The following is a 26850-nucleotide window of genomic DNA, read 5'->3' as shown; positions in this document are numbered from 1 at the left end:
ACTCGATCGACCATCGCGAATCCCTCCTCGCCGGATATCCGCATGGAATCACCGATCCGATTCTGTGCAAAGCCCTTACAAGGGGAGAAGGAAAAGCCGCGCTACACCGGCCGATAAACCTTTTCCGCCGTATTCCAGGAAATATCCGCCTCGGCCGCCGCGCCATGCTTCGCCACCGCTGCCCGGTGCGCTTGGATCAGCTCGGCATGGCTGGTCCAGAGCTTCTCGATCGGGAAGTTCGAGCCGAACATCAGCCGGTCGCTGCCGAGGATTTCGACCGCGCTGTCGACGATGTAGGCGATGAGCTCCGGGTCGTTGCGGTGGACGAAGGTGCCGAGCCCCGACAGCTTGGCGTAGAAATTGGGTGCTGCCGAAAGCATGCGCAGACCCGCCTTCCATGCTTCGGTGGTTTCCGGTTCCATGCCGGTCAGCATGCCGGCATGGGTGAGGATGAAATTCGTCTGAGGGTTTTCGCCGACTAGTGTCAGCCCGTCCTTCATCTGCGCGGGAAAGAGCTGCAGGTCGAAGGAGAGGCCGTAATCCTTCAAACGCGCCACGTTCTTCCGCACTTTCGGATCGATCACCTGGTCGGCCGAAGCGGCGAAACGGAAGGCGGGCGTCTCATGCCAGTGGAGCTGCATGCGCACGCCGCGCAGCAGTGGATATTTTTTCAATCGGTCGATCTGCGGGCGGACGTCGTCGACCGTCATGTCGGTATAACCGACGATGGCGTGCGGCCAGCCGGTTTCATCCGCGGTCTTCTGCAGGAAGGCGACTTCCTTCTCGAAATCCTCCTTGGCCCAGTTGGTCTGGACATAGACGGCCTTCTCGACGCCCGAGCCTTTCTGGTCCTCGAGGAACTCGGTGATCGGATAGTCGCGGCGGATCGGCTCGTAGGAGCCGAAGATGCGCGGCACCATCGGTCCGACCAGCCAGGGCTGGTCCTTCTGGCGCCAGATGTGGAAATGCGCGTCGATGGCTTTCTGCATCACGATATCCTTTTCCAGATGGAAGCGGCCGCAGGCGCAGGACGGGCGAGCGACAGGATGAAATCGGTCAGGCTCTTGACCGACGAGCCGTCGACCAGATCGTCAAGCGCCGGCAGGATGGCGCGGAGCGCCGACGTCGCCGGGCGGAAGCGCGGATCGCCGGCGAGCGGGCTCGCCAGCGACAGCCGGAAGGCGCGGGCGCTGAACCGCCGCATCGCGGTTTCGAGGTCGGAATGATCGCCGCGTTCCAGCCCGTCGGACAGCATGACGACGCAGGCGCCGCGCGCGAAGGCGGAAAAGCGTGGCACCGACAGGAAGGCGAGCAAGGTCGGCCCCATGCGCGTGCCGCCGTCCCAATCGTCGACGAGCGCCGCGGCGCGGGCGAGCGCCTGCTCGCGGTCACGAATGCGCACCGCCGAGGTGATGCGGGTAAGCCGCGTGCCGAAGGTGAAGACTTCGGCGCGGTCTGCGCCTTGCACCGCCGCGTGAGCCAGCTTGAGATAGTCGGCGGTGTGCAGCTTCATCGATCCGGAGACATCGATGAGCAGGAGCAGCTTTCGCGGCATTTCCTGCCGCCGGCGCAGCAGCGGCGAGGGGATGTCGCCATCGGCGCTGACGATTTCGCTGAGCGAGCGCCGGAGGTCGAGCGTGCCGCGCGAACGCGTGCGCATGGTGCGGAAAGAACGGCGCGCGGGGAGGGCGGAGGCGAGCTTGCGGCGGAACTGGCCGAGACCATCGGCGTCGCGCTGGAAATCGCGGCTGCTCAATTGCTCGAGCGCCGAGGAGAGCTCGCCGCTTTTCACCTGGCGGATGGTTTGCTTCTCTTCCTCGCGCGTGCCGCGATCGTCCTTGACGCGGGTCTCGTCGTCCTTCTCGCCTTCGATCGAAGGCTTGGCGTCGCCGTAGAAATGGGCGCGGAAATGCGCTTCGAATTCGTCGCGGCGATCGGGCGAGGGCGCAAGCGTCGCGAACGCTGCTTCGCGGATGTCGTTCATCGAGCGCGGGCCGAGCAGGGTCACCGCTTGCATGAAGCTGGTGATTTGTTCGGGCGCGATGGCGAAGGCGTGATCACGGAGCAAACGGGCGAAGCCGAGGAAGAGTGCGGCGGCGCGAGGCAAGGCATCCTCTCCCCGTTTACGGGGAGAGAATGCCGGCAGGCAGGTGAGGGGCAACGCTACCTTCTGCCCAGTGTGGCGCTGCCCCTCATCCGCCCCTTCGGGGCACCTTCTCCCCGTAAACGGGGCGAAGGGGTTGTCGAGGTCGCGGCTCACCCCAGCGCCTCCTCGACAATCCTCCCCAGCTCAGGCGCAATGGCAGTCAAATCCTCCTCGTCCTTGATCAGCACGCCGATGGCGCGGCGGAAGGCTTGCGGCCACGGGCTGCCGCCTTTCTCGAGGATGGTGGCGGCATTCGCCCATTCGACCGCTTCGGCGATGCCGGGCGGCTTGGCTAGCGGACGCGCGCGGATCTCCTGCACGGCGTTGGCCACGGCACGTGCGGTGGCTTCCGCGACGCCCCCCGCGCGCAGCATGATGATCTCCGCCTCGCGCTGGGCGTCGGGATAGCCGATCCAATGATAGACGCAGCGTCGGCGCAGCGCCTCCGCCAATTCGCGCGTGCGGTTCGAGGTGAGGATGACGATCGGCTGCGCAGCGGCACGGATCGTGCCGCGCTCCGGGATGCTGATCTGGAAGTCTGAGAGGAATTCGAGCAGCAGCGCCTCGAACTCGTGATCCGAGCGGTCGATCTCGTCGACCAGAAGAACGCGCTGCTCCGGCGCTCGCAGCACCTGCAACAGCGGCCTGGCGATCAGGAAGCGGTCATCATAGATGTCGATCTCGTGCTCGCCGGCGTAGCGGATGGCGAGCAACTGGCGCTGATAGTTCCACTCGTAAAGCGCATGCCCGGCGTCTATGCCTTCGTAGCATTGCAGCCGCACCAGCTCGCGGCCAAGCAGTTCGGCCACCGCCTTGGCGGCCTCGGTCTTGCCGACGCCCGGCGCGCCTTCGAGCAGCAGCGGCTTGCCGAGGCGGATCGCGAGGAAGATCGCCGTCGCAAGGCTGTCGTCGGCCAGATAGCGCGAAGCGGCAAGGCGCGCGGCGATCGCCTCCGGCGAGTCCGCGACCGCAACGGCGTCGGCGCTGGTCATCTCCCCCTCAGCCCGCCGCCTGCGCCTTCAGCGCGCGCAGGATGCGCTCGGGCGTGATCGGCAAGGTGTCGATGCGCACGCCGACCGCGTCGAAGACGGCATTGGCGACGGCCGGGATCTGCGGGTTGGCGCACATCTCGCCCGGACCCTTGGCGCCGAACGGCCCGTCGGCGGAAGGACGCTCCAGCACGATGATCTCGGTCTCGGCCAAATCGCCAGGACCGGGCATCAGATACTGGTTGAAGTCGGTGCCGCCATGGTCGCGGTTCGGATAATAGGGCTCCGTCGTTTCGTAGAGCGCGTGGCTGATGCCCATCCAAGAGCCGCCGACCAGTTGCTGCTCGACCATCTTCGGGTTGAGCGCACGGCCGATCTCGAAGACGTTCTTGACACTGAGCACCGTCACCTCGCCGGTCTCGTCGTCGACCTCGACCTCGGCCACCGTGCAGGCATGGGCGTAGCAGGTGGAGGGCTTCATCGCGCCGGTCTCCTTCTCCGGGTAGGAGCGCGGAATGAGAAACATGCCGCGCCCCGAGATCGAGCGGCCGCGCTTGAAATGCGCCGACAGCGCCACGTCGAAGATCGAGATCGATTTCTGCGGCGCGCCCTTCACCTGTATGTTGCCCTCACCGTCGGTCTCGAGGTCGGATGCATTCACCTCCAGCTCCTCGGCCGCCACTTCCAGCATGACCTGGCGCGCCTCCTTGGCCGCCTGGATAACGGCGTTGCCGGCGCGGTGCGTGCCGCGCGAGGCAAAGGTGCCCATGCAGTGTGGGCCGGTGTCGGTATCGGCGGTGTCGATGACGACGCGGTCGGTCGGCACGCCGATCGTCTCGGCGCAGATCTGCGCCATGATCTGCTTCATGCCCTGGCCCAGATCGACACTGGACAACGTCACCATGAAGTTGCCGGTCGGGGTCGAATGGACCAGCGCCTGGGTCGGGTCGCCGCCAAGATTCATGCCGGTCGGATAGTTGATCGCGGCGACGCCGCGTCCACGCCGGATCGCCATCTCAGGCTTCCTTCCTGTAGGAGGACATCGTCATGTATTTTTCCGCCACCGGCCAGTTGGCGACGCGCGAGGCTTCCTGCATGCATTCGATCAGCGCCGCACCCTCGGTCGGCTGGCGATGCGCCTTCATGTCGCCGTCGCGATACGCGTTGACGAAGCGGAATTCGAGCGGATCCATGCCGATCAGCCGCGCCAGTTTGTCCATCTGCACCTCCAGCGCGAAGTCGCCGATGGTGACGCCGAAGCCGCGCATGGCCGACGAAGGGGTGCGGTTGGTGTAGACGCAATAGGTGTCGATCCAGACATTCGGGATCGTGTAGGGGCCGGGATAGTGTGCCGCGCCCTTCTGCGCGCCATAGGGCGAGTGGCGCGAATAGGCGCCGGCGTCGGTATAACCGGTCACCTTGCGCGCGACGATGCGGCCGTCCTTCATGACGCCGTCCTTGATGATCACCTTTTCGGCGGCGCGCGGCGAGGAGATCTGCATTTCCTCCTCGCGGCTGTAGATAAAACAGACCGGGCGTCCGGTTAGCTTGGCCGCGAGGATGGCGATCGGCTCGACGATGACGTCGACCTTGCCGCCAAAACCGCCGCCGACGGTGCCGCCGACGAAATGCAGCTTCGAGCCGGGCATCTGCAGGATGATCGAGGCGTTGTCGAGGGTGAAGAACATCGCCTGCGTGTTGGTGTAGCAGGTGAAGCGGTCATTGCCTTCCGGCGCCACCACGCAGCCCGTGGTTTCGGTCGGGGCGTGCTCGATCGGCGAGGACTGGTAGGACTGTTCGAGGATGTGGTCGGCCTGGGCAAAGCCTGCCTCGACATCGCCGAAGCGCACCTTGCGGCACTCGCCGCTGTCATAGAGGTAGTAATTCTGGCCGTGATATTCGTTGACCAAAGGCGCGCCGGGCTTCAGCGCTTCCTCCATGTCGAAGACGGCCGGCAACACCTCATAGTCGACCTTGACCCTGGCGGCGGCTTCCTGCGCGGCGCGCTCGGTCTCGGCCAGCACCGCCACCACGGCCTCACCCTTCCAGCGCACCTTGCCGTCGGCGAGCACGGTTTCGTCCTCGGGCCCGATCTGGATCAGGATCAGGATGGTGTAGACATTGTGCGGCACATCCCTGGCGGTCAGCACGCGCACAACGCCCGGATGTTTCTCCGCTTCCGACGTATCGATCGAGCGGATGCGGGCATGATGGTGGGGGCTGCGCACCATCTTCAGATGCAGCATGCCCGGGAAGTTTCGGTCGGCGAAATAGGCGGTCTTGCCGGTGACGTGTCCCGGCGAGTCGAGCCGCGGGCGACCCTGGCCGATCTCATGCAGGCCGTCCTTGCGGACATCGGCAAAGTAGTCCTTGCGCAGTTCCATGGCTCGTCCCCTCAGGCGGCGTTCTGCGAGTTGGCGCGCGCCGCAAGCAGCACCGCCTGGATGATCGGCTCGTAGCCGGTGCAGCGGCAGATGTTGCCGGACAGCGCCTCGACCACATCCTCGCGGCTCGGGTTGGGCGTGCGGTCGAGCAGAACCTTCGCGGCCATGATCATGCCCGGCGTGCAGAAGCCGCATTGCGTGGCGAAGGCATCGAGGAAGGCGCGCTGCAGCGGATGCAGCACACCGCCTTCGGCAAGGCCGGCGGTGGTCCTGACGTCGGCACCGCCGCAGGTTTCGGCCAGCGTCAGGCAGGAGAGCCTGAGTTCTCCGTCGATGATGACCGAGCAGGCGCCGCAGGTGCCTTGGTGGCAACCCCCCTTGGGTGAGGTGTCGCCGATCTTGTCGCGCAGCACATTGAGCAGCGTCGTGCCGCTTTCGACGAACTCGGCTTTCTCCGAGCCGTTGAGTGTGAATTGAACCGGGACCTTCGCCATTTTTCCTCCCTGCGCGCCTGCCCGGATCGGCCGGACAGACGCGCGTCCCCCACGGATATTAGTCAAGCAGCAGCCGGCCGAGATGGACCGGCAGAATCTCGGCGCGATACCAGGCGCTGGCGATCGGGTCGGTGATCGGCGCGATGCCTTCGCTCGCGGCGGTCAGGGCCGGCGCGATCTCCTGCGGGGTGAGCTTGCAGCCGAGCAGCGCCTTTTCGGCCGCTAAAGCGCGCATTGGACGATCGGCCATGCAGCCCAGCGCGATGCGCGCCGAGGTCACCGTGCCGTCCGATGCGAGTTCCAGAAGCGCGGCGATGCTCAGCACGGACACACCCTTGGGCTTGACCCGCGATACTTTCAGGAAGCGGAAGCTCTCGGCTTTAGGCAATGCAATATCCACCGCCGCCAGTATGGCGCGGCTGGTGTCCCGATCGGCCAAAAAAGTCTCGACCGGCACTTCGCCGTCTTCGGTGACGACGGTCGCGTCCAGCGCCAGCAGCGCCACCGCGAAATCCCCATAAGGGGCAGGGGCGAACAGATTGCCGCCGACGGTCGCCATGTTGCGGATCGCCGGCCCGCCGACGGCGCGCGCGGCCGGCGCAAGCGCGGCGAGCTCGGGATGGCGGGCAATCGCGGCCATGGTGACCGAAGCGCCGAGCCGGACCTTGCCGCCGGAAACCGCGATCTGCGAGAGGTTGGGATTGTTGACGCGGATCAGGTTGGAGACGGCAACGTCGCCTTCATTGGCCGCGCGGACGACAAGCGTGCCACCGCCGAGATAGCGTGTCCCAGCGGCCTGCAAGGCGGCATTGGCGTCTTTCACGCTAGAAAAAGTCTGCAGCGCAAGCGACATGGCGCGCTCCCGTTAGCTCTGGCCGGCGAAATGGGCCTTCAGGGCGTTGAAACCGCCCTGGAAGACGTTGGCGCCCATGCCCTCGGCCAGCTTGTCGGCCTCTTCGGGCGCGGCGTCGAAGCTCGCTGTCCATTCGGCATAGGTGCGGTTGCCGTCGGTGACGCGCCGCAACTGCAGCGTCGCCTTGTGATTGGTGAGCGGCTGCGGCGTCTCGAGGATCGAATAGCTGACCAGGAAGTTCTCATCCGAGAAATCGAGCAGCTTCTCGCGCAGCCGCGCGCCGCTGACCAGTCGGAAGTTGCGCACGCAGCCGATCGCGGTGGCGTCCTTGCCGTCCTCGATATGGCTTTCCACCATGCGCGGATGCCAGCTGGGCAAACCGTTGAAGTCGCGGATGCGCGCCCAGACCTGCTCGACCGGCGCGTCGATGACGCTGGAAATGGTGACTTTCGCCATAGACTGGTTCCCTTGCAAAGATCGGGAGCAGGCTAGAGCGGCCGACGGGCCGGCGCTTATCAATGCGTCTTGAGCGCGTATCAACCAGTCGGAAAATGCGGCGACGGATCAGCCTGTAAAGGCGCTCACGACATGGCTCTTGCGGCTTCGCGGTAGAGCGTCGGCGGCACGCCGACATGGTCGCGGAAGAAGCGCGAGAAATTGCCCTGGGTGGTGAAACCGAGATTGCAGGCGACCGAGATCAGCGGTTCCTGCGACCACTGCAGCTGGCGCACGGCTTCCTCCATGCGCAGCGTGTTCCAGTAGACGTTCGGCGTCAGATTGGTCTGTTCCTTGAACAGCGCGAAGAAATGCGGTCGGGAGAGCCCGACCGAACGGGCGACGTCGTCGAAGGAGATGCGTTCGCAGACATTGGCCTTCATCAACTGGATCGCCTTGCGGACACGGAAATCGAGCATCGTGTTGATGCGCGCGCGGGCTATCTGTGGCGCGGATGTGTCGGCCGCGTCGAGAACGCTGTCGATGAAACGCTCGATCTCGTAGTTGGCCACGTCGTCGATGCTCTCATTGTCGGCCAGGTGATCGAGCAGGTTCGCCGCCGCCTGGTGCAGCCAGGGCTCCAGCGTGATCGCCGCTTGCGCGAACAGCGGCGCGGAGGAGGGCAGGTCGCGGCGCCGGCGCGCCCAGTCCGGGTCGATGTAGAAGGCGAGGAACAGGCCGGGCTTACCGTCGCGGGAAAGGGCGTGGCTGTGCGGCTGGAACGAGTTGATGCCGGCCGCGGTGCCAGGCCCAAGCCGCACCGTCTCGCGGCCGATGGTCATTTCGCCTGCCGTGCCTTCCAGCCAGATGATGAGATGCGCCTCGCCATGGGCATGGGTGACGAAGTCGTTGGCGACATTCAGCACGGAAACATGTCCGAACCGGCCCCAGTAGAGCCTGATCGCGTCCGTCATGGCTATCGTTCCTCCCGCAGGCGGCTGGCCTCCCTTCGCCTGCCGGGGAATAGTGCGGCTGGGGTGAGGCTGCGTCAAGACAGGCAGGAATGGTGGCCATCTCGCATCGCCCGTCCGGACTCGATTTTCAGACTGGGCGATAGGCGCGGCTTTCCCTTCTCCCTTTGTGGGAGAAGGTGTCGCCGAAGGCGACGGATGAGGGGTGCTCCAGGGAAAGCCAGCGTCTCACTCCGCTGGAACACCCCTCATCCGTCTCGGCGCTATCGCGCCGATCCACCTTCTCCCACAAGGGAGAAGGCGAGGCGGCGCACTTCAGTCACTACGCCTGAAATTGCGGATGCGGTCGAACAGGACCGCCAGGATGATCGCGCCGCCGATGAAGGTGCCTTGCCAGAAGGCGTTGATGCCAAGCAGGCCGAGGCTGTTGCGGATCACCTCGATGAGGGCGGCGCCGACGATGGCGCCGAGCGCGGTGCCGACGCCGCCGGCGAGATTGGCGCCGCCGATGACGGTGGCTGCAATCACCTGCAGCTCCATGCCGTTGCCGAGATTGGTGGTGACGGCGCCCAGCCATCCGGTCTGGATGATGCCGGCAAGCCCTGCCGACAGCGCCGAGATCATGTAGACGACGACCTTGATCTGCTTGACGGGAACGCCGGTCAGCGTCGCCGCATGCTCATTGCCGCCGATGGCGAAGATGTGCCGGCCGAATTTGGTCCAGCGCAGGATGAAGCCGGTGATCCCCGCCAGGAGGATCATGTAGAGCACCGGATTGGCGATGCCGAAAACCCAGGCGCCGCCGCCCAATGACAAAAGCTTCTGGTGATCCGGCCCGAACTGGAACACCACGGTGTTGTTCGAGGCGACCATGGCAAGGCTGCGCGCCACCGACAGCATGCCGAGCGTGACCACGAAAGGCGGGAAGCCGAGATAGGCGATGAGCAGGCCGTTGAAGGCGCCGATCGCAAGCGCGGTGGCGATCGAGGCCAGGATGCCCACCTCGATCGAATAGCCGGCATGCATGGTGACGGCGAGCACCATCGAGGATAGGCAAAGCACCGAGCCGACCGAAAGGTCGATGCCGCCGGTAATGATGACGAAGGTCATGCCGAGCGCGACGATGGCGACGAAGGTGATATTGCGCGTGATGTTGAAGATGTTCTTCGACGTGGCGAAGGAGTCGGTGGCGACGGACAGGAACAGGCAGGCCAGGATGACCGCGATCACCACCCAGAAAGTCTGGTTGGCAAAAAGCCGCGACAGGAAGGTGTGCTGCTTCTGCGCGATCGTCTGGTCAAGTGTGACTGCCATTATCGACCTTTCCTGAGGCGTGGACGCCCGATCCACGCGACTACGCAACCTGTTCGATGGCGCCGGTGATCAGCCCGGTGACTTCCTCGGGCGAGCTCGAGGCGATTTTCTTGTCGGCCACCTTGCGGCCGCGCCGCATGACGATAACACGGTCGGCGACGTCGAACACGTCGGGCATGCGGTGGCTGATCAGCACCACGGCGATGCCCTGATCGCGCAGGTGGCGGATGAGATTGAGCACTTCGGCGACCTGCCTGACCGAAATCGCCGCCGTCGGCTCATCCATCAGCACGATCTTGGCCTGCGACAGCATGGTGCGGGCAATCGCCACCGCCTGGCGCTGGCCACCCGACATCTGCTTGACGAGGTCGCGCGGCCGCGTCTCGGATTTCAGCTCGGCAAAGAGCTGGCCGGCACGCTTGTACATAGCGCCATAGTCGAGAATGCGCAGCGGACCGAAGCCGCGGCGCAGCTCGCGGCCGAGATAGACGTTGGCCGCGGCGGTCAGGTTGTTGCAGAGCGCAAGGTCCTGGTGGACGATCTCGATGCCGTGCTGGCGCGCATCCGCCGGCTTGTGCATGACAAGGTCCTTGCCCTCCAGCCGCATGGTGCCGTGGCTCGGGTGGAAATTGCCAGCGATCATCTTCACTAGCGTCGACTTGCCGGCACCGTTGTCGCCCATCAGGCCGACGACCTCACCAGCTTCCAGCGAAAACGATACATCGTTGACCGCCTGGATGGCGCCGAAATGCTTCGAGATGTTGGCGAGTTCCAGAACCGACACCAGCCTTAAGCCTCCCCGTTGTTGGCGCAACTGGCCACCGAACCCGGCGGCGCCGCTTGCGTCTTGCCCCGTCCATCTCCTCCCGAACGGTGCGTCCACGCATTTAGGCAAAAGCGGACGGGGGCGTCAATCAATTGTCTGACGATTAATTTCGAGACTCGACGAAAAATCGGTTTTGTAGGACAAATAGCAATTGACGCTGGCGAAAAGCCGATATTAGCTAAGCTTCGGAACAAGACTTTGCCAATCGTCCGTCTATCCGGCGGAGGCAGGCAGATGGTTTGAGGGTAAAGGATTCGGCTGCATCGGTATTCGGGCGGACGGATCGGCAAATGCTTATCAGCCCGGGCCGGGGCGCGAACATCATGAGATGCTCGTCGTGGTTCTTGTGTATCCGGGTTGATCAGTGTGGCGGGCACGCGGTGTCCGTCTGTTTCAAGGGAGGACTGACATGAGGAAAACACTTTTGCTTGCCGCCGTCGCCGCCATGGCGTTGGGCGCCGGGCCGGCTTTGGCCAAGAAACAGCTCGTCATCGTTGTGAAGGGTCTCGACAATCCGTTCTTCGAAGCCATCCATCAGGGCTGCGAGAAGTGGAACAAGGAAAACGCCAGCTCGGAATATGAATGCTTCTACACTGGCCCGGCATCGACTTCCGACGAGGCCGGCGAGGCGCAGATCGTGCAGGATATGCTGAGTAAGCCAGACACGGTGGCGATGGCGATCTCGCCGTCGAACGCGCCGCTGATCGCGCAGACGATCAAGAGCGCCAATCCGTCGATCCCGATCATGACGGTCGACGCCGACCTTGCCAAGGAAGACGCCGCCCTTCGCAAGACCTATCTCGGCACCGACAACTACCTGATGGGCAAGAAGATCGGCGAATACATCAAGAAGGCCAAGCCGAATGGCGGCACGATCTGCACGATCGAGGGCAATCCGGCGGCCGACAACATCCTGCGTCGCGCGCAAGGCATGCGCGATGCGCTGACCGGGAAGGAAGGTCTTGCAGCACTTGCCGGCGAAGGTGGCTGGACCGAAGCTCCCGGCTGCCCGGTGTTCACCAATGACGACGGCGCCAAAGGCGTGCAGGCGATGACCGACATCCTCGCCGCCAACCCGAAGCTCGACGCCTTCGGCATCATGGGCGGCTGGCCGCTGTTCGGCGCGCCGCAGCCTTATCGCGACCTGTTCAAGCCGATGGCCGACAAGATCGCCAAGAACGAGTTCGTCATCGGCGCCGCCGACACGATCGGCGACGAGGTGGCGATCGCCAAGGAAGGCTTGGTGACCGCGCTGGTCGGCCAGCGGCCTTTCGAGATGGGCTACAAGGCGCCGGCAGTGATGCTCGACCTCATCGGCGGCAAGAAGGTCGACGATCCGGTCTTCACCGGCCTCGACGAATGCACCAAGGAAACGGCCGACACCTGCATCCAGAAGTAGGCTCTGGCTCCATCCAGAAGTGTCAAAAAAGGGGCGCCCAGTGGGCGCCCCTATCCTTTTCGGCGCCTGCTCCCGCCGTCGAACAGGGCAGGGCGGCTCCCGCCTAAATCTTCTGCTTCACGCCGTCTTTCGAAGGCATCAGGTCGACGCCATTGAGCTTGCCGATATGCGTGGCGAGCATCGGCACATACTGTTCCGCGGGGCCGGTGGCGAAGGCGGTCGCAAAGGAATTCTTGGTCGCGTTGCCCAGAGGGTTGGCGATGCCGGCCGCGCCCGCCATCGATTCCAGATAGGTCAGGTCCTTGAAGGCATTGGCAATGGTGAATTTGTGCGCGTCGCGGTCGCCCTCCAGCGTCCAGCGCATGAAGGTCTGGTAGAAGCCGCAATCCATGCGGCCGTTGCGAATGACGCTGTCGAAGCGCGGCGGCGAAATACCGACCTTCTCGGCCAGCGCCAGCGCCTCGGAATAGATCGCGGCGTAGCCCAGCGAGATGAAGTTGTTGAGCAGCTTCATGCGGTGGCCGTCGCCGGTATCGCCGATATGGACGATGCGGCCGGCCCAGGTCTCGAGCACCGGCTTCAGCCTGGCGAACACGGCGTCCGGCGCGCCGACCATGGCGTCGAGCGTGCCTTCCCAAGCCTCCTTCGGCGTGCGGCTGAGCGGCGCATCGACATAGTCGACGCCGAGCGCCTTGAGTTCGGCGGCCAGGGCCACGGTCGAGACCGGATCGGAGGTCGAGCAATCGACGACGACCGAGCCTTGCTTCAGGCCCTCCTTCAGCCCGTCGGGGCCGCGGATGATCGCCTCCACCTCGCGCGAGCCGGTGACGCAGATGAAGACGATGTCGGAGGCCGCGGCCACCTCCTTGGACGTGGCAACTTCCTTGGCGCCGCGTCCGGCCAAGTCTTCCGCCGGCTTGCGGTTCTTGCGACCGAGGAAGGTCAGCGGATAGCCCTTGTCGACGATGTTCTTGGCGATGCCGTGCCCCATCAGGCCAAGGCCGATGAAACCGATGTTGTCGCGGGCAGCGGTGGTGCTCATGTCGTCTCTTCCCTGTCTTTCATGGTGATGGGCGCCCGCGCGGCGGGCGATTGTCCAGAAGGTTTCCGCGGATCGCGGGTGGCGGGCGATCGCGGAATGTCATATTGTCTGACAATACACATAATTACCTAGCATTGTGGAGAGCAAAATGACGAAGCGGATCATGTTTACCGGCGGCAGCGGCAAGGCTGGCCGGCATGTCGTGGAATATCTGGTCGAACATGGCTGCCAGGTGCTCAACATCGACACCAAGCCGCTCGATAATCCGAAGGTGCGCACTTTGGTCACCGACATCACCGACAGCGGCCAGGTTTTCAACGCGCTGTCGAGCTATATGGGCCTGCACGAGTTCGACCCGTCGTTGAGATCGCAGCCGGTCGACGCCGTGGTGCATTTCGCGGCGATCCCGCGCATCATGATCACGCCGGACAACGAGGTGTTCCGCATCAACGCGATGGGCACCTACAATGTCATCGAGGCGGCGGTGAAGCTCGGCATCCGCAAGGTTATCATCGCTTCCAGCGAGACGACCTACGGTCTTGTCTTCGCCAACGAGCCTCGCAATCCGACGCATTTCCCGCTCGACGAGGATTATGACGTCGACCCGATGGACTCCTATGCGCTGTCGAAGATCGTCAACGAGAAGACCGCGCGGGCTTTCGCGTTGCGCAGCGGCTTCGACATCTATGCGCTGCGCATCGGCAATGTCATCGAGCCGCATGAATATTCGCTATTCCCGAAATGGTTCGCTGATCCCGGTTTCCGCAAGCGCATCGCCTGGAGCTATATCGATGCGCGCGATCTCGGCCAGATCACCTTGCGCGCCATCGAGAAGGATGGCCTGGGCTATCAGGTGTTCAACGCGGCCAACGACGACACCTCGTCGAACCTGCCGACGGCGGAGCTGTTGAAGCGCTTTTATCCGGGCGTGCCGGTCAAGGCCGAACTCGGCGAATATGAGACGCTGCTTTCGAACCGCAAGGCGCGCGATGTGCTTGGCTTCCGGCCGCAGCACAGCTGGCGCAAATACGTCAAGACGGCGTGAGCCGCCGGCAAATGCCGGTTGATCTGTGCACATCCTCGCGCGTTGCGGCAAAGCGGGCTTGCCGTGCTTGACAGCTTCTGAAAACGGGATTTTGTGGAACAATGACGGACGCGAAGCCGAACAAAGAAAAAAGGCCGACAAAGGCAGCGGCCGCGGAGCGTCCGGCCGGCGTTCGCCGGGCCGACGCGCCACGCATCCCGGGCTCCAGCGTGCATGCTTCGCTTGCGAGCGAAATCGGCCTTCGGATCGTGCGCGGCGACTATCCGCCGGGCACCATCCTGCCCAATGAAGCCAAATGGTCGGAGACCTTCGACGTCAGCCGCTCGGCGGTGCGCGAGGCGATCAAGATGCTGATGGCAAAGAGCCTTCTGGCCTCGCGACCGAAGATCGGCAGCTGGGTCGAACCGAAGGAACGCTGGAACCTTCTCGACCGCGACGTGCTCGCCTGGTACGCGACCTCGCCGGACCGCGAGGTGTTCCTCAAGACCGTGCAGGAGTTCCGCCACATCATCGAGCCGGAGGCGACGGCCTTCGCGGCGATGCGGCGCACCCGCGAGCAGATGGCCGAGATCAGCCAGGCCTGTCGCGAGATGGGCGAGGCGACCAACCTGCAGGAGCGCACCCGGGCCGATACGCGCTTCCACCTTGCCATCCTCAGGGCTTCGGGCAACGACCTGCTGGTACCGCTGGGCGTCTTGATCGAATCTGCCTTCGACCATCTCTTCACCTATACGACGCGCGAGCTCGACAATCTGCAGCACGCCCAGAAACTGCATGAGGCGATCGAACGCAGTATCCGCCTGCAAAGGCCGGACGCGGCGCGCAATGCGGTGCGCAAGCTGCTGGCCAATACCGACGAAGTGATCCAGTCGCGCTGAGGTCTTGTACCGGACCAGTTCGCCAGCACAGAAACTTTGACCGCTGCCCGTGCGTGCGTTGGCAGATCCCATGCCTTGGCGATTGGCCAAGACGCCTATCGCGGTCGTCATCCACGGGCGGAGCAAGGAGCGAAGCGACGCGCGCAGACCCGAGGATCCATGCCGTGACTTGGAAGCGCCGCGGCGGTCCAGAATTCTGCAGCGTTGCACACTTCGGTCGATGTAACGGCATGGATTCTAGGGTCTACGCTCCGCTTCGCGTAGCTCCGCCCTAGAATGACGAGGTTGGGGGGCTTCAGCTCATCGCCAGCGTTTGCGCTGAACACCCCAAACGGATGCTGATAGCCTTGCCCGACAAGCCTGCAATCTTTCCAGATCCCTGCGTTGAGGAACTGGTGCTAGCGCTCCCAGCAACCCTCAATCCTGCTTTTCGCGACCGAAGGCGACACGCAGCTCGTCCTTCGCCTTTTCCAACACCTTCTTGCGCTCGTCAGGCAGATTCTTGCCGGCACGGTTGATGTAGAAATTCAACATCGACATGGCGGATTGGAACGGCTCTGCCTTGCGGCGGTGGCTGTGCTCGGCCGAGCGCTTGAGCGATGCGGCGATCTTCTTCGCGTCATCGGATTCGAAGACGTGCTCCTCGAGATCGAGGGCGTCGCTGTGTTCGGTCACGTCGGCCGACCATTTCTTCTTGGCGGTCATGACAAACTCCTTCCTTCAGAGAAACCCCATGAGGTGAGGCGGGTTCCCGGTTCTGGAGCCACGGATTTGCCGGTCGTGGCGCTGCTCGGCTCAGGAAATGGGCCGATAGTGCGCTCAAACGCGCGATCTCGAAGAAATCGTGGACAGGAAACCCCGTGACGACAGTTCTAGGAAACGCGGCAAACAACGCGGGCATAGACAGCTTCTACGCGTGGACGCGGCTCGGGATCTCCTTGCTGCTGGCGACGATCGGCGGCGTCGGCATGTGGGCCGTAGTCGTGGTCCTGCCCGCCGTGCAGGCCGAGTTCGGCGTCGATCGTGCCGCCGCCTCGATGCCTTACACCGCTACCATGGTCGGATTCGCCGCCGGCAATGTGCTGGTCGGCCGCGCCATCGACCGTGTCGGTTACTGGATCCCGGCGCTGGTTTCCTCGATGGCCCTGGTTGCAGGCTTCGCACTGGCGTCGCTCTCCACTTCGATCGTGCAATTCACGCTCGCCCAAGGCTTGCTCATCGGGGTGGGGACATCGGCGATTTTCGGGCCGCTGATCGCCGACATCTCGCACTGGTTCAATCGTCGGCGCGGCGTTGCCGTGGCTACGGCGGCGGCGGGCAGCTATCTCGCCGGAACGGTCTGGCCAGCAATCATACCGCCGCTGATAAAGGCGGAGGGTTGGCGCTTCACCTATGTGGCCATCGGCATCGCTTGCCTTGTGACTATGGCGCCGCTGGTCATAATGCTGCGACGTCGCGCCCCGGTGGTCGTCGCCGGCTCGCCAGGCGCACGCCCGGTCCAGCCGATTTCATTGTCGCCGGCCGCCCTTCAGGCGCTGCTCGTCATAGCCGGTCTTGGCTGTTGCGTGGCGATGTCGATGCCGCAGGTGCATATCGTCGCCTATTGCATGGACCTCGGCTATGGTGTCGCCCACGGCGCCGATATGCTGTCGATCATGATGGCCGCCGGCGTCGTCAGCCGTCTTGTTTCCGGCTTCGTCGCCGACCGTATCGGCGGGGTGAGGACCTTGCTGATCGGTTCGGTGCTGCAGTGTCTGTCGCTGTTCTTCTACATTCCCTTCGACGGTCTTGCCTCGCTCTATGTCGTCTCGCTGGTGTTCGGCCTGTCGCAAGGGGGCATCGTGCCCTGCTATGCGATCATCGTGCGCGAATACATGCCCGCCAAGGAGGCCGGCCAGCGCGTTGGCATCGTCATCATGGCGACCATTTTCGGCATGGCTATCGGCGGCTGGATGTCGGGCTGGATCTACGATCTCACCGGATCTTACGCGGCCGCGTTCCTCAACGGAATTGGGTGGAATATTTTGAATTTACTAGCAATTGGTTTGCTATTGTGGCGAGCACGACGATCGTCAATGATTGCTGCTTGAGCCTAATTTTCAGCGGTGCACAGAATGCATCTAGCCCTTCACGGTAAGCCCATTCTTCTAACAATAGCGGTCTGGGCGTGCACCGCTGTGTGTCTCGTAAGCTTCGCCTTTTTTATCTATGTGATTTTGCTGGTAATCAGCAGAACCGGGGCGCTTGTCGACATAGCCGAGGAAAGAGCACTTGGTTGGAGCGAGCGTGTTGGCCGTAAGAATAGCCGACTCAATAGGTTTTTTGTTGCCCAAGAGTTTCGACCGCTCCGCAAACGTCTATTTGGTGCATTGGCCGGATTTTACGTATTGTTTGGTCTTCTTTTCCTGCTGATTTTGCTCTTCGGCGACCGGACGTCGGCCTGATGTCGGGCTGGAGATGCCTGAACGACAGGCTGCGTTGACAACATAGGCGACTGCGCGACGCGATGGCTGACAACAACTGTTTCGTTCGGCATATCGAGGAGGCCCGTCCTTGACCAAGCCGCGCTCCCGTCGTGGCGGCGGCCGTCCGACCATTGCCGACGTGGCGCGCAAGGCCGGTGTCGGCGCGATCACGGTATCGCGAGCCTTGCGTGAGCCCGGGCGGGTGTCGGAAGACCTTCGACGGCAGATACAGGCCGCGGTCGACGAGCTCGGCTACGTGCCCGACCCGAACGCCCGCGCGCTTGCCTCGGCGCGCGCCGAGGTGTTCGGCGTGCTGGTGCCATCGCTGACCAACAACGTCTTCGCCGAGGTGGTGCGCGGCATCTATGACAGTCTTTCCGACAGTCCGTTCCGCATCCAGATCGGCAACACCCATTATTCAGGCCTGGAGGAAGAGCGGCTGCTGCAGGTCTTCGGATCGCAACGCCCGGCGGCGCTGATCGTGGCCGGCATAGATCAGACGCCCAGCGCGCGACGACTGCTGGAGAATGCCGGCTGCCCGGTGGTGCAAGTGATGGAGACCGGGCCGGACCCGGTCGACATGATGGTCGGCTTCTCGCATCTCGACGGCGGCAGGACCGCCGCCGAACACCTGCTGCAAGCCGGATACCGCAAGATCGGCTTCATCGGCGCGCGGATGGATCCGCGTTCGCAGCGGCGCCTTGCCGGCTACCGCGCCGCGATGGAGGCCGCCGGCCTGTTCGACGCGCGGCTGGTCACCACAACGCCGGTGCCGTCAAGCGTGACGCTCGGGCGCGAGTTGTTCCGCGACGCGCTGGCCAAGATGCCGACGCTGGACGGCGTGTTCTGCAACAATGACGATATCGCGCTTGGCGTTCTGTTCGAATGCCATCGCGCATCGATCGACGTGCCGAAGCAGATCGGCATTGTCGGTTTCAACGATCTCGACATGATGCAGGTGTCGTTTCCTTCGATCACAAGCGTGCGCACGCATCGCTATGAAATCGGCACCCGTGCCGTCGCGATGGCGCTGTCGGCGATCGCCGGAAACCGGCCGGAACAGCGGATCGTCGATCTCGGTTTCGAGCTGATGCGGCGCGAGAGCACCGCGCGCTGACGCGGTACTGTTGGTTCCTTAAGATGATTCTTTACAGCCTGAGATGGTAGCGCTACCATTTGCATGCCGGTAAAGGCTCGGCGAGGCGGGAAGGCTGTTTATTATACATAAGCAACAGCTCGTACTTGTTTATTATGTATAATATGATAGTTTTCTAAATTGCCAGAGAGCTGAGGGGGACGAGGAGGATCTGGGCGGCGCGGCCGTCCTGTGTGGGTGTCTGGTTGGCCGGAGGGTTGCCGACCGTATCGCCAAAGATTCATAACAAGCAGAACTGCAACTGGGAGGAATATCGATGATCAAGTCACTCGTTGGCGGCGTCATTGCCGCCACCGCATTTGTCATGCTGAGTTCGTCGGCGATCGCCGGACCCGAGGTCGTCAAGGGGCCCGCGGCCGAGCCGGACTGCTTCGCGCCGTGGTCGGCCGACACGCAGTTTTTCAAGTATCCGAAGAAGGACGGTCCATACCGCATCGCGCTTGCCAACGGCTACATCGCCAACACCTGGCGCATCCAGATGATCCAGACGGCCAAGGCCTATGCGGCGCAGCCGGATGTCGCCAAGAAGCTCAAGGAATTCAAGGTCGTGTCGACCGGCGAGGATGTGCCGGCGCAGATCTCGGCGATCAACAACTTCATCGATTCCGGCTTTGACGCGATCGTCGTCAACGCGCAGAACCCGACCGCATTCGGGCCGGTCATCAAGCGCGCCAAGGAAGCCGGTGTCGTGCTGGTCGCCTTCGACAACATCCTCGACACCAAGGACGCCATCAACGTCAATGTCGATCAGAAGGGCCTCGGCGAGCTCTGGGGCAAGTGGCTGGTCGCGCATGTGCCGAATGGCGGCAAGGTGCTCGAGGTGCGCGGCGTCGCCGGTACTTCGGTCGACACCGACCGCCACAATGGCATCCACGAGGTGCTTGACGGTTCCGGCAAGAAATGGGCTGTCACCGAGGTGGTCGGCAAGTGGGATGACGGCGTGGCGCAAAAGGCCACGGCCGACGCGATCGCCACCAGCGGGCCATTCGACGGCATCACTGGGCAGGGCGGCGACACCGGCATCGTGCAGGCGATGATCGACGCCAAGCATCCGTTCGTGCCGTTCGGCGGCGAGACGGAAAACGGCTTCCGCAAATTCTGCGCCGCGCATGCGGCCGACGGGCTGAAATGCTCGTCCGCCGGTACCGGCCCGGCCCAGGTGGCGGTTGCCATCAAGACGGCGATTGCCGCGCTCGAAGGCAATGTCGTGCCGCAATCGGTCAAGCTGCCTTTGGCCATCGTCGAGGATCCGAACTTCAAGGCGGGTCAGGATTTCTTCCCCGACCAGTCCGACAATTTCTTCGTCGGCAATTCCTTCCCGACCTGCGGCATCAATTTCACCGCGCAGGAAATCATGGGCCAGACCAAGGAAAACAAATAGTCTGACTGGACAGTGCCGCGGCGAGCCCGCGGCACTGTCTCCCCAATCAAAACCGGCCGGGGAGGGCTGATGGACGGCACGGCTCCGCTCTTCCGCATGGAAGGCATATCCAAGCGCTATGGCGGCGTTCGGGCCTTGGAGAAGGCCGAGCTGACGGTCACCGCCGGCAGCATCCACGCCATCCTCGGCGAGAACGGCGCCGGCAAATCGACGCTGATCAAGGTCATGGCGGGCGTTGTGGCGCCGGATGAAGGGCGCATGACACTGGACGGAAGCGAGGTCACCTTCGCTTCGCCTGCCGCCGCCAACCAGGCCGGCATCGTCTGCATTTTCCAGGAGCTGTCGCTGATTCCGGAGCTCAGCGTCGCCGACAACATCGTCATTTCCAATCCGCCCAAGCGTTTCGGCATGATCGACCGCAAGGCGCAGCGGAACATCGCTGAGGAAGCGCTGGCGCGCGCCGGCGCTTCCGACATTCATCCCCGCGCCCTGGTCAAGGACCTGCCGCTGTCGCGCCGGCAGATGGTGGAGATCGCCAAGGCGCTGGCTCGGAAGCCGCGCATCCTGATCCTCGACGAGGCGACCTCGGCGCTGACGGCGGCGGACGTCGCCAAGGTCTTCGAGGTGTTGAAACGGCTGCGCTCGGAAGGGCTGGCGCTGCTCTACATCTCGCACCGCATGAACGAGATCGCTGAACTCGCCGACCATTGCACGGTGTTCCGCAACGGCCGCAACGTCGCCAGCTACCCCGCCGGCTCGAAGAGCGACAATGAGGTGGTCGAGCTGATGATCGGCCGCGAATACAGCCATATCTTCCCGCCGAAACCCGCTTCCGCCCCGGCCGCTGCGACGGTGCTCGAAGCGCGCAATCTCTCCTGGGCCGACCGGCTGGACAATATTTCGCTGAGCGTCAGGGCAGGGGAGGTTGTGGGCCTGGGCGGTCTGGATGGGCAGGGCCAGCGCGAATTGCTGCTTGCCTTCTTCGGCGTGCTGCGCGGCCTGCGCGGCGAGGTGCTGATCGACGGCAAGCCGGTTTCGATCGCCAGCCCGACCGCGGCCAGCCACGGCCGCATCGGCATGGCGCTGATCCCCGAGGATCGCAAGACCGAAGGACTGATGCTGCCGATGACGGTGCGCGAGAATCTCTCTTTCGCAGCCCTAGACCGGCTGACCAAGGCCGGCATCATCGACCGCGCCGCCGAACAGCGCCTGATCGACGACATGGTCGGGCTGCTGGCGATCAAGACGGCGGGCCTGGACATTCCGGTCGGCGCGCTTTCCGGCGGCAACCAGCAGAAGGTGGTGATCGCCAAATGGCTGATGCGGCAGCCGCGCATCATCCTGCTCAACGATCCGACGCGCGGCATCGATGTCGGCACCAAGCAGGAGCTCTACCAACTGATGCGCAAGCTCGCGGATGCGGGTGCTGCGATCCTGTTCTATTCGACGGACTATGACGAACTGATCGGCTGCTGCGACCGCGTGCTCGTGCTCTATGACGGCGCGGTCAAGCGCGAGCTGGTCGGCGCGGGGCTCACCGAGCACGCGCTTATCGCCAGCGCGCTCAACATCCACGGCGATGACGTCCGCATCGGGCAGGGAGAGCACGCGTGAAGGATTGGCGCTACCGGCTGGCCGAACAACGCGGAACGCTTTTGGCCTTCGGCATCTTCATCGTCATGTTCGCAATTTACAGCGCGAACCATCCGGCCGGTTTCACCGCCAATGTCGTGCAGACGGCCGCCAACAAGGGCGTGCTGCTCGCCTTCGTCGCGATGGCGCAGACATTGGTGGTGATCACCGCCGGCATCGATCTGTCGGTCGGCATGATCTTCACGCTGACCAACTGCATGGCTTCATGGCTGGTGGTCGGCACCGGCCTGGAAACGGCGTTCGGCGTGCTGGCGGTGCTGGGCACCGGGCTCATCTGCGGGGCGGTCAACGGCGCCATTGTCATCTACGGGCGGCTGCAGCCGATCGTGGCCACCATCGCCACGGGCGCCGTCTATTTCGGCTTGGCCTTGCTTTTGCGCCCCGTTCCCGGTGGTTCGGTCAACGAGGACCTTGCCGATTTCCTGACCGGGCGTTTCTTCGGCATCGTGCCTGCGAGCCTCGTGGCGCTGCTCGTCATCGTGCTTGTCGTCTGGGTGCCGTTCAGTCGCTCCGAACTTGGGCGCGCCGCTTATGCCGCGGGCTCGTCGGAGACGGCGGCCTACATGTCCGGGGTGCCGATCCGCAGAGGCAAGTTGCTGGCTTATACGCTTGCCGGCCTGCTTGCGGCGATCGGCGGACTGTTCCTGACCTTCTTCACCTATACGGGCGAGGCGGCCTATGCCAGCGGCAACGCCTACACGCTGTTTTCAATCGCCGCCGTCGTGCTCGGCGGCGTGTCGCTGTTCGGCGGCAAGGGCAGCGCCATCGGCGCGATCTTCGGCGCGCTCGCCTTCCGCACCATCGGCGACCTCTTATTCGTCTTCGATTTCGATCCGCTCTGGCAGCCGCTGTTCCAGGGCGTTATCCTGTTGATCGCGGTCAGCCTTGGCGCCTTCGCGCTGTTTCGGGTACGCAACCGGCTGGAGTGGTTCCTGTGAGCGAAACGACGCATGGCGGCATCATGGGCGGCATTGCCGGCCGCATGCCCAAATTCATCCGGCGCGCCGACCCGGCGGTGCTGACGGCCTTTGCCTGCATCGTGGTCCTGCTCCTGCTCGGCAGCCTCTATTCGCGCAACTTCCTGTCGCCGGAATATCTCCTGCAGCAGTTGAAGGTCGCGTCTTTCCTCGGCGTCATCGCCACCGGCATGATGCTGGTCATCCTGCTTGGCCAGATCGATCTTTCCGTGCCATGGGCCGTGGCCGCCGGCGCCATGATGGCCTGCGCGGCCGCGGCCTACGGGTCGGTCGGCGTTGCTCTCGCCATCCCCTTCGGCGTCCTGTGCGGCGTGGCGATAGGCATCGTCAACGGCATCGGTGTCGCCTATCTGCGCATCCCCTCGATGATCATTACTTTAGCCACCAATGCCGTGGCGCAAGGGCTGATGGTGGTCTACACAGGCGGCTTCTCGCCACAGGATTCGGCGACCGCCGCGATGCGCTACCTGGCAACCGGTTTCACCATCCCAGGCGTTCCCAATGCCGTCATCATCTGGGTGCTGATCGGCGCCGCGATGGTCTTCGCGCTGACCCGCACAAGCTTCGGCCGCGCCGTTTACGGCATCGGCAACCGTGAGCGCGCCGCCTACCTGTCCGGCATCGATACGCGTCGCATCGTGATGATCGCCTTCGCCGTCTCCGGCGGGCTGTCGGCCTTTGGCGGCGTGCTTCTGGCGGGCTATGCATCCAAGGCGGCGCAGTCCATGGGCGATGCCTATCTCCTGCCGTCGATCGCGGCGGTTGTCCTGGGCGGCACATCGATCCTGGGCGGGCGCGGCTCCTATCTCGGCACGGTGGCCGGCGTGATCCTGATCACGCTCCTGCAATCCATCCTCTCGGTCATGCAGATGCCGGAAGCGGGGCGGCAGATCATCTATGGCGTCGTCATCGTCGCCATGCTCCTGCTTTACGGGCGCGCGCCGGCAAGCCGCTGACGGTAAATGAGGCGAGCGCAAGACCGCAGACCCCGGAGCCTGGCATGAACGATCTTCGGACGGTGCCCGCCATCGTCGTGATGGGCGTTGCCGGTTGCGGCAAGACCGCCGTCGGCGAGGCGCTCGCCGAGGCGCTGGGCGCCGACTTCGTCGAAGGAGACCTGCTGCATCCGCCGGAGAATGTGGCGCGCATGGCGCGCGGCGAGCCGCTGACCGATGCGTTGCGCGCGGGCTGGCTCGACGCCATAGGCGAGCGCGTCGCGACCTCGGTTGCCGATGGGCGGAAGGCGGTGGCGGCGTGCTCGGCGCTGAAGCGAAGCTATCGCGACCGGCTGAGCCGCTTCTGCCCCGGTATGGTCTTCCTCTATCTCAGGATCGATCGGGAGACCGCATGGCGACGGGTCGCCGATCGCAAAGGCCATTTCATGCCCGCCAGCCTCGTCGATAGCCAGTTCGCCACTCTGGAGGAGCCTGCGTCGGACGAACGAGCCGTGACGGTCGACGGAACGCGAAGTGTAGCGGGAATCCTGCAAGAGATCATCCGCTAGATCAGTTGGTAATCAGGCTTCGTCGTTGCCGATCGCGGCTTCGGCTGGCTGCTCTGTCAGCCGCACGGCGCTCGACCAGGCCATCATCTGCTCAGGACAGAGCTTGAGCGTCTCCAGCATCCGGTCGCGCTTCGACAGGATAAATCCCGCCTGAACGACGAGGTTCTTCCCTGTCATGTCCTTGGCAGGCGATGCTGGCGCCCCTGTGGTCGCGCTCAGTTCTTTGACGATCGCCCTATACTCGCGAAAGGGCGCTATCTCGATGGTCGCCATATGAAACAGCGCAGCGCCGGCGCGCGCGGCGAAATTTGCCGGCGCCGAGGCGAGGTGGGTCCAGCCGCGCTCGCCCATGGCGGCCTCGGTGAAGGCGGAGCCGGCATAGACGGTGTTGGTCATCAGCACCACGCCGTTTGCTTTCAGCACCTTCTGGATACGCGTGGTGACCTGATAGGCGTCGGTGCGCTCAAAGACGATCCGGCTTTTCAGGAAGCGGTTCTCGAGCCTGACCAGCGGCGGGTTGATCACGCGCAGGCCGAACATGCTCGGCGAGAAGCCGTGGTAGCGCGCGCTCACCTGATGGGCATCGACGCCGGCCTCATGCAGGGCGCGCTTGCCCATGATCGTCTGCGCCGTGAACTGGTCGCACCACACGATGGCGCCGCGCCCGTTGCGCAGGGCTTGTTGCAGAGCCTCGAGGCCTTCGAGCCGGATCGCCGGCGACCAGCGCCAGCCGGCGACGAGATGCGCCGCAAGCGTCAGCCGCCGGCGGTGAACGGCGGCGAGTTGCGCCTCGAACATGCTTTTCGTGTCGACGGTATTGCCGAGCACGGCCTTCACCGCGACGTCGTACCGGGCAAACTCCTTGCGGAAGTGGCGCTTGCGCCTGAGCCTGGACACCCAGCCGCAGATCGAGCTCCACCAGGAGACCGGCAGCATCGCCGCGACGCCGAGATAGAAACAAGACAACAGGCTCTCGCGCGGATCCCGATTGGTGAAGCGACGCAATTTGCCGGGGCGCACAACCTTGCGGCTGAAGAAGCGAACGGACTCGCCGCGCTCCGGCACGTGCACGTCGGCCGTGATCTCGGTATGATAGATGTCGTTCGACGATGGTTGCCGGCTGGCCATACGGGAATTGCCAAGCCAAGGCAGCCTCATGCGTCAGAGCCCCGTTTCATCCTCCAGTCGCTTTACTGCGTGGAAAGCAGACAAGCAACCGACGGGACTGCCGTCAGGGCCGGGTCGCTTCAAATCTGAGACGTGAGCTCCGCCGGGAAATCGTCGTTGTCGGCGTCGCGCATGGCGGCGAGGCTGCGGTTGTCGAGCACCTCGGCGATCGCCTGGCGCACTTCCAGCATCATGTGGCGGACCTGGCAGGTTGCCTCATCGCAATCCTCGCAGCGCTGGTATTGCGTGCGGCTGGCGCAAGGGATCGGCGCCAGCGGCCCGTCGAGCACGCGCACGACATGGCCAATCTTGATCTCGGAAGCGGGACGGGCAAGGCGGTAACCGCCTTCCTTGCCCTTGCGGCTCTGGACGAAACCGGCATTGCGCAGCTCGCCCAGGATCGCATCCAGGAATTTCTTCGGGATGTTGTTGGCGACGGCGATGTCGTTGACGAATGCAAGCTGGCCAGCCGGCAGGCCGGAAAGATGCACGAGGGCCTTGAGGCCGTATTTGCCTTTTTTGGTCAGCATGCCCGATTCAGTTCATCAACCCCAATGCGCCTGCATCTGGCGGTTGTTTGTGTGCAAATCATGACAGTTTGACCGCCTGACGCCGCCTGGCCCAATAATTCGCACCACAGCTTAGGCACAAACGCGTTGATTCTTCGTAACGTTTTTCACATTGGGGTTGGGATTTCCCCGCGAACTCATGCAGCCCCGCTTACATGAAGAAAGCCGGCAAAGCCGGCTTTCTTGCTCTTTCTGATTGCGGAGCTTTTCAACGGCTGCCGTAGGCCTGATCGAGCAGCCCGCCGGCGGCGAAATGCTCCTTCTGCACCTTGTCCCAGCCGCCAAAGACGTCCTCCACGGTCAGCAACCGGACATCGGGGAAGTCCGCCTTGTGCTTGGCGGAGACCGTCGCGTCGCGGACCCGCAGGCCGTTCCCGGCGGCGATCTCCTGGCCCTCGGGCGTATAGAGGAAGTCGAGATAGGTCTTGGCGAGATCGCGGCTGCCATGCTCGTCGGCAACCTTGTCGACGACCGCTACGGGGAACTCGGCCAGCAGGCTGACCGAAGGCGTGACCTGCTCGAACTTGTCGTCGCCATACTCCTTGCGAATACCGCGCGTCTCCGACTCGAAAGTGATCAGCACGTCGCCGATTTCGCGCTGAACGAAAGTTGTGGTGGCGGCGCGGCCGCCGGTGTCGAAGATCGGCACGTTGCTGAAGAGCTTGGTGATGAACTCCTTCACCTTGGCGTCGTCGCCCTTGAAGGCTTCCTTGGCGTAGGCGGTGGCGGCGAGATAGGTGTAGCGCGCATTGCCTGATGTCTTCGGGTTCGGGAAGATCACCTGCACGTCGTCGCGCACCAGATCGTTCCAGTCCTTGATATGCTTGGGATTGCCGGCGCGCACCAGGAAGGACGGCAGCGAATAGAAGGGCGAGGCGTTGTCCGGGAAATCCTTCTGCCAGTCGGCCGAGACGAGGCCCTTCTTGACCAGGAAGTCGACATCGGTGACCTGGTTGAAGGTGACGACATCGGCGCCAAGGCCTTCGGCGATCGCGCGCGCCTGCGCCGAGGTGCCGGCGTGCGATTGGTCGATCGCGACGCCGGGGTGCTTGGCGATGAAGGCCTTGTTGATGTCGGCGAACAACTCGCGGCCGACATCATAGGATGCATTCAAAAGCTTGTCGGCCGACCAGGCTTGGGAGGATGCGAGGACGAGACCGGCAACAGCCGCGATGCCGAGCAACAGACGCTTCATGAAAACG

At 63.8% G+C, this 26850-nt stretch carries 26 protein-coding genes; 10 read left to right on the top strand and 16 right to left on the bottom strand.

What is annotated here, in order from left to right; genetic code table 11:
* Window positions 1-101: 101 nt before the first annotated feature.
* The 11 genes from LB526_RS04455 to LB526_RS04405 all read right to left on the bottom strand — a co-directional run bounded on the left by LB526_RS04455 (window position 102) and on the right by LB526_RS04405 (window position 10370).
* Window positions 102-989 (bottom strand): amidohydrolase family protein, encoded by an 888-nt coding sequence (locus LB526_RS04455; RefSeq protein WP_224626390.1) that lies wholly within the window; start codon window positions 987-989, stop codon window positions 102-104.
* The gene (locus tag LB526_RS04450; protein ID WP_224626388.1) at window positions 989-2107 is read right to left on the bottom strand and encodes a vWA domain-containing protein; all 1119 of its coding nucleotides are present in this window, start codon (window positions 2105-2107) and stop codon (window positions 989-991) included. Before LB526_RS04450 ends, LB526_RS04455 begins: the two co-directional genes overlap by 1 nt.
* Window positions 2108-2256: 149 nt before the next feature.
* Complete coding sequence (locus tag LB526_RS04445) at window positions 2257-3138, bottom strand: AAA family ATPase (protein WP_224626384.1); 882 nt, start codon at window positions 3136-3138, stop codon at window positions 2257-2259.
* Window positions 3139-3145: 7 nt separating this feature from the next.
* A complete protein-coding gene (locus LB526_RS29545; RefSeq protein ID WP_263483081.1) occupies window positions 3146-4150 on the bottom strand; it encodes a xanthine dehydrogenase family protein molybdopterin-binding subunit in 1005 nt (334 codons plus the stop codon).
* Between the two features lies 1 nt (window position 4151).
* Window positions 4152-5519: a xanthine dehydrogenase family protein molybdopterin-binding subunit gene (locus tag LB526_RS29540; protein WP_263483079.1), complete on the bottom strand. Its 1368-nt coding sequence runs from the start codon at window positions 5517-5519 to the stop codon at window positions 4152-4154.
* A gap of 11 nt (window positions 5520-5530) precedes the next feature.
* Complete coding sequence (locus LB526_RS04430; protein ID WP_140838876.1) at window positions 5531-6013, bottom strand: (2Fe-2S)-binding protein; 483 nt, start codon at window positions 6011-6013, stop codon at window positions 5531-5533.
* A gap of 58 nt (window positions 6014-6071) precedes the next feature.
* Window positions 6072-6866 (bottom strand): FAD binding domain-containing protein, encoded by a 795-nt coding sequence (locus LB526_RS04425; protein WP_224626379.1) that lies wholly within the window; start codon window positions 6864-6866, stop codon window positions 6072-6074.
* Window positions 6867-6878: 12 nt separating this feature from the next.
* Window positions 6879-7322, bottom strand: coding sequence for an SRPBCC family protein (locus LB526_RS04420; RefSeq protein WP_224626376.1), 444 nt, complete (start codon window positions 7320-7322; stop codon window positions 6879-6881).
* Window positions 7323-7447: 125 nt separating this feature from the next.
* A complete protein-coding gene (locus tag LB526_RS04415) occupies window positions 7448-8275 on the bottom strand; it encodes an AraC family transcriptional regulator (protein ID WP_224626373.1) in 828 nt (275 codons plus the stop codon).
* Window positions 8276-8587: 312 nt separating this feature from the next.
* Window positions 8588-9586, bottom strand: a complete 999-nt coding sequence (locus LB526_RS04410) for an ABC transporter permease (protein ID WP_224531877.1) — start codon at window positions 9584-9586, stop codon at window positions 8588-8590.
* A 40-nt stretch (window positions 9587-9626) separates the two neighbouring features.
* Window positions 9627-10370, bottom strand: a complete 744-nt coding sequence (locus tag LB526_RS04405) for an ATP-binding cassette domain-containing protein (RefSeq protein WP_095768909.1) — start codon at window positions 10368-10370, stop codon at window positions 9627-9629.
* Between the two features lie 451 nt (window positions 10371-10821).
* Between LB526_RS04405 and LB526_RS04400 the strand changes: the two genes are divergently transcribed.
* Window positions 10822-11811 (top strand): sugar-binding protein, encoded by a 990-nt coding sequence (locus LB526_RS04400; RefSeq protein ID WP_140838867.1) that lies wholly within the window; start codon window positions 10822-10824, stop codon window positions 11809-11811.
* A 103-nt stretch (window positions 11812-11914) separates the two neighbouring features.
* On the opposite strand, the gene LB526_RS04395 is transcribed toward LB526_RS04400, so the two are convergent.
* Window positions 11915-12904: an NAD(P)-dependent oxidoreductase gene (locus LB526_RS04395; protein ID WP_224626421.1), complete on the bottom strand. Its 990-nt coding sequence runs from the start codon at window positions 12902-12904 to the stop codon at window positions 11915-11917.
* Window positions 12905-13001: 97 nt separating this feature from the next.
* Between LB526_RS04395 and LB526_RS04390 the strand changes: the two genes are divergently transcribed.
* A complete protein-coding gene (locus tag LB526_RS04390; RefSeq protein WP_224626371.1) occupies window positions 13002-13898 on the top strand; it encodes an NAD-dependent epimerase/dehydratase family protein in 897 nt (298 codons plus the stop codon).
* Between the two features lie 101 nt (window positions 13899-13999).
* Window positions 14000-14776 (top strand): FadR/GntR family transcriptional regulator, encoded by a 777-nt coding sequence (locus LB526_RS04385; protein ID WP_224626368.1) that lies wholly within the window; start codon window positions 14000-14002, stop codon window positions 14774-14776.
* Between the two features lie 417 nt (window positions 14777-15193).
* On the opposite strand, the gene LB526_RS04380 is transcribed toward LB526_RS04385, so the two are convergent.
* Window positions 15194-15481 (bottom strand): DUF3175 domain-containing protein, encoded by a 288-nt coding sequence (locus tag LB526_RS04380; RefSeq protein WP_140544432.1) that lies wholly within the window; start codon window positions 15479-15481, stop codon window positions 15194-15196.
* A gap of 155 nt (window positions 15482-15636) precedes the next feature.
* Here LB526_RS04380 and LB526_RS04375 point away from each other — a divergent pair, with 155 nt between their 5' ends.
* The 7 genes from LB526_RS04375 to LB526_RS04345 all read left to right on the top strand — a co-directional run bounded on the left by LB526_RS04375 (window position 15637) and on the right by LB526_RS04345 (window position 23912).
* Entirely contained in the window at window positions 15637-16866 is a 1230-nt protein-coding gene (locus tag LB526_RS04375; protein WP_224626365.1) for an MFS transporter, read from the top strand.
* 463 nt (window positions 16867-17329) lie between these two features.
* Window positions 17330-18358 (top strand): LacI family DNA-binding transcriptional regulator, encoded by a 1029-nt coding sequence (locus LB526_RS04370; RefSeq protein WP_224531865.1) that lies wholly within the window; start codon window positions 17330-17332, stop codon window positions 18356-18358.
* Between the two features lie 295 nt (window positions 18359-18653).
* Entirely contained in the window at window positions 18654-19778 is a 1125-nt protein-coding gene (locus LB526_RS04365; RefSeq protein WP_224531863.1) for a sugar ABC transporter substrate-binding protein, read from the top strand.
* Between the two features lie 69 nt (window positions 19779-19847).
* Window positions 19848-21392, top strand: coding sequence for a sugar ABC transporter ATP-binding protein (locus LB526_RS04360; RefSeq protein ID WP_224626363.1), 1545 nt, complete (start codon window positions 19848-19850; stop codon window positions 21390-21392).
* Entirely contained in the window at window positions 21389-22369 is a 981-nt protein-coding gene (locus tag LB526_RS04355) for an ABC transporter permease (protein ID WP_224626361.1), read from the top strand. Before LB526_RS04360 ends, LB526_RS04355 begins: the two co-directional genes overlap by 4 nt.
* Before the next feature lie 23 nt (window positions 22370-22392).
* Complete coding sequence (locus LB526_RS04350) at window positions 22393-23364, top strand: ABC transporter permease (RefSeq protein ID WP_263483101.1); 972 nt, start codon at window positions 22393-22395, stop codon at window positions 23362-23364.
* A 44-nt stretch (window positions 23365-23408) separates the two neighbouring features.
* Window positions 23409-23912 carry a gluconokinase gene (locus LB526_RS04345; RefSeq protein ID WP_224626357.1) on the top strand — a complete coding sequence of 168 codons (504 nt, stop codon included), beginning with the start codon at window positions 23409-23411 and terminating at the stop codon, window positions 23910-23912.
* 12 nt (window positions 23913-23924) lie between these two features.
* Here the strand turns inward: LB526_RS04345 and LB526_RS04340 are convergent, their stop codons facing one another.
* From LB526_RS04340 to LB526_RS04330, 3 genes are all read right to left on the bottom strand, one after another.
* Window positions 23925-25070, bottom strand: a complete 1146-nt coding sequence (locus tag LB526_RS04340) for a hypothetical protein (RefSeq protein ID WP_224626355.1) — start codon at window positions 25068-25070, stop codon at window positions 23925-23927.
* Between the two features lie 89 nt (window positions 25071-25159).
* Window positions 25160-25609 carry an RrF2 family transcriptional regulator gene (locus tag LB526_RS04335; RefSeq protein WP_040984137.1) on the bottom strand — a complete coding sequence of 150 codons (450 nt, stop codon included), beginning with the start codon at window positions 25607-25609 and terminating at the stop codon, window positions 25160-25162.
* A 247-nt stretch (window positions 25610-25856) separates the two neighbouring features.
* On the bottom strand, window positions 25857-26843 hold the full coding sequence (locus tag LB526_RS04330) for a sulfate ABC transporter substrate-binding protein (RefSeq protein ID WP_224626353.1): 987 nt from the start codon (window positions 26841-26843) through the stop codon (window positions 25857-25859).
* Window positions 26844-26850: the final 7 nt, after the last annotated feature.

It is taken from the genome of Mesorhizobium sp. CA6, from assembly GCF_020165035.1.
GTDB lineage: Bacteria > Pseudomonadota > Alphaproteobacteria > Rhizobiales > Rhizobiaceae > Mesorhizobium.
The sequence above is the reverse complement of the archived record's forward strand: the minus strand, read 5'-3'. Positions and strand labels throughout refer to the sequence as shown.